2 protein-coding genes are annotated in these 3581 nt (G+C 56.9%); one reads left to right on the top strand and one right to left on the bottom strand.

The window, feature by feature from the left end; all coding sequences use genetic code 11:
• Window positions 1–607: 607 nt before the first annotated feature.
• Window positions 608–1734, top strand: a protein-coding gene (locus JMF90_RS29040; RefSeq protein ID WP_125381629.1) for an IS3 family transposase whose coding sequence is annotated in 2 segments (ribosomal slippage) — window positions 608–848 and window positions 848–1734 — 1128 coding nt in all. Because the reading frame shifts where the segments join, the coding sequence is not laid out codon by codon here.
• A 484-nt stretch (window positions 1735–2218) separates the two neighbouring features.
• Here the strand turns inward: JMF90_RS29040 and JMF90_RS29045 are convergent.
• The coding region (locus JMF90_RS29045; protein ID WP_201325753.1) for an FAD-dependent oxidoreductase at window positions 2219–3581 on the bottom strand (1363 nt) is incomplete at its 5' end.

Genomic DNA, 3581 nt, shown 5'->3' on the forward strand with positions numbered 1-3581 from the left:
TTGGCAAGCACGACAAGATATTCCAGATATCAGAAGAGAATCGGATTACTGCACACGATCTATTTGAAGTCGCAGCGAAGGTGATGTTTCATGTCAAGAAACTCGTCGGTGCTTGAAACTGCCCAGTTCAGACGAGCCCACTAATTTACGAGCGATGTACTCGAAGGGCAGGCGTGACAGTGTTCATCACAATCTTCTCAAGTATGCCGATACGTCAAACCTTTCCGAAGTCGGACAGGGTAACCGGCTTGAGTGCGGATACGCCGTATGAGGGACGCGAGATCGTGGGGTGGCCAATCGAGGTTTACAGCGGGGGGCGGTGTGTCGTTCGGGACAACACCCTGCAGGTCGAGGCCGGTACCTGACCACACCAACAAGCGGCCATCTCAAGTCACTCTTCTTGGCGTTAATGGCCAATCCTGAGACATCAGCTTACCGTCGCGATCTGCTGTACCGCTTCCTCAATGTACTGAAGATCCACATTGACGGAGAAGCGACAACCCTATTGGAGGCCGTGAACCTGTACCAGCGCGAAATGAGGCACACTGACCTGCTCCCCGCGTTTAGTACGGTGACGGTGTAGAGTCCGTTCCAGAGAGGAACGGCAATGAAAAAGCGATTCACCGAAGAACAGATCATCGGCATCTTGAAGGAAGCCGAGGCTGGCTTGAAGCCAGCGGAGCTGTGCCGCAAGTACGGCATCTCGGAAGCGACCTACTACAACTGGAAAGCGAAGTTCGGCGGGATGACGGTCTCCGAAGCGCAGCGCCTGAAGGAACTGGAGCAGGAGAACAGCAAGCTCAAGCGTCTGTTGGCCGAATCGATGCTCGACAACGCCGCGCTGAAGGACCTGCTGGCTCGAAAGTAGCAAGCCCGCAGGCCAAGCGCGAAGCGGTCCGGATATTGATGACCGAACGTGCCATGGGTGTTACCCGGGCCTGCGGGCTGGTAGGGATTTCGCGCTCGCTGTTCCACTACGAATCACGCCGCCGAGTTGATGACGAAGCGCTGACTGGCCGGATGATGGCCATCGCCGCGCAGAAACGCCGATACGGCTATCGCCGGATTCACGTGCTGTTGCAGCGGGATGGCTGCTTCGCCAACCACAAGCGCATCTGGCGCCTGTACAGCAAGGCGGGACTGAGCGTGCGCAAGCGGCGACGCAAGCGTATTGCGGCTGTCGAGCGCACGCCGCTACCGTTACCAACAGGCCCGAATCAGAGCTGGTCGATGGACTTCGTTTCTGACGGGCTGGCCTATGGTCGGCGGTTTCGATGCCTGAACGTGGTCGACGACTACACGCGCGAGTGCTTGGCCATCGAGGTCGATACTTCATTGCCGGGCCTACGCGTGCAGCAAGTGCTCGAGCGGCTCAAGGAGATGCGAGGCTTACCCGCATCCATCACGGTCGACAACGGGCCGGAGTTCGCTGGTAAGGTGCTGGATGCATGGGCCTACGAAGCCGACGTCACGCTGTCGTTCATTCGGCCTGGCAAGCCGGTGGAGAATGCCTATATCGAGAGCTTCAACGGGCGGTTCCGCGACGAATGCCTGAACGAGCACTGGTTCGTCTCAATGCGCCACGCCAAGCAGCTGATTGAGGAATGGCGTATCGAGTACAACACCGAGCGGCCTCATAGTTCGCTCGGCTATCTGACGCCTGCGCAGTTCGCCCGGGCGCACGACGCGAAGCAGCAGTTTTTAACCTCGGACTCTAACTGCAGTTCGGACTAAAACCGGGGGCAGGTCAACACTGGGCGACCTATTAATCATCCAAAGCTCATTGGGACAACACTATTGGTTAAGGGTTTGGAATACGACCATGCAGTCATCCTCGATGCCGATGCGCTTGATGCAAAAGAACTTTATGTTGCGATGACTCGAGGATCGAGATCCCTCACTATCATTGGATCAGGAAGGTACTTGCCTGCGAGATAGATCCGACCAAGAGGCTCTAACTCACCGACTCAGCAAAAGGTAATCGGTGAACTATTGACCTTGCCACAGTCTCGAGTGGACCACTCTTATCAGACACCTCCGACAGCACAGATCCTGTGCACGCCCAATATAACCTTCTGTCGAATTTCCACGCCCCAGACTCTTAGGTTTAGAAAATTCCATCCCGATACTTCTCTTTATTGATCGGGCGAAAAATCGCTCATCTCTTTCCTTACGAACTCTGGGGCGCAAAGCAGGCATTTCAAACTTGTTCGCCAATTCAGTCGAGCGTGGCAAACAATAGATTGAGGCCTTCAGACAAAAGCGGATGCGCGATAATCGAGTCACGAACCGCTCGGTAGGATAGGCCTCCAAGCATCGCCATCTGGACGGCGGTCGTCACATCGCCAGCACCTGCACCGACCATCGTAAAACCGAGGATTCGATCAGTCTCAGGGTGAATCAGCGCCTTCATGAAACCGCGCGTGTTCCCGTTCGTACGGGCCCGAGGAACCGCCGCCATGGGCAGCTTCGCGACACGTACTAAGATCCCCTCGGCCCTGGCATCGGCCTCGTTCAGGCCGACACGACCCAGTTCCGGATCAATGAAGAGTGCATACGGGATCGTACGATTAGCAGTACTGACGGAACGCCCCTCGATGCCGGCCTTCAGCACCCGATAGTCATCAAACGACGCATGAGTGAACATCGGCGTACCCGCGATCTCGCCAATTGCCCATGTGCGCGGGGCTGTCGTCGCCAGCTTTTCGTCGACCTTGATGATCCCGCGCCCATCCACCTCCACACCCGCAAGGTCGAGACCAATTGCATCAGTCTGTGGCTTGCGACCGGTAGTGACTAGCAAGTGTGACCCCTCGACGACACGGCCATCAGCAAGCTCGATGGTAACTTGCTGGCCACTTGTCCCGCGAACGTTCGCAATTCGGGATTGGAGTTCGAGCTTGATTCCGTCCGCCTCGAGCGCTTGCTGGATTTCGCGGCTGACATCCTCGTCTTCTCGCATCGCGACACGCGGCGCATCGTGGATCAGCGTGACAGCGCTCCCGAGCCGACGAAAGGCCTGCGACATTTCCAGACCGATGTAACCGCCACCAATCACTACGATATGCTCAGGAAGTTCGTCGAGGCGGAGTGCTTCGACATGGGTCAGCGGCTGCGCGTCGCGCAAGCCGGGCACGTTCGGAATCTGAGCAACCGTACCCGTATTGATGTAAACGTTCTCGCCCTCGTAGATTGCTTCGCTTCCGTCTTCTGTGCGGACGCTGATCGTACGAGGTGCAATGAAGCGACCGGTGCCGGTGATCAGATCCAGACCAGACTTTTCGAAGGCCGCACGATTGATCTTTATCATGCCGTCGACGACACCGCGCACATTTTCGGACACGTTCGCCATATCGGCCATGATCGATGCATCACCGGCCGCTTCGCGCCATCCGTGAACCTGCCGAGCGTTTTGAATCAACGTTTTGCTTGGAATGCAGGCGACATTGATGCACGACCCGCCGATCATTCCGCGCTCGATGAGTGCTACGCGCCTCCCCTGGCGCGCCATATCCATCGCGAGAGTTTTCCCCCCCTTTCCGCCACCGAGAAAGAGATATTCGTAGTGCTTTACGTCAGAC

Origin of the sequence: Burkholderia sp. E168m23 (assembly GCF_016586125.1) — a bacterium.
Taxonomy (GTDB): domain Bacteria; phylum Pseudomonadota; class Gammaproteobacteria; order Burkholderiales; family Burkholderiaceae; genus Burkholderia; species Burkholderia orbicola.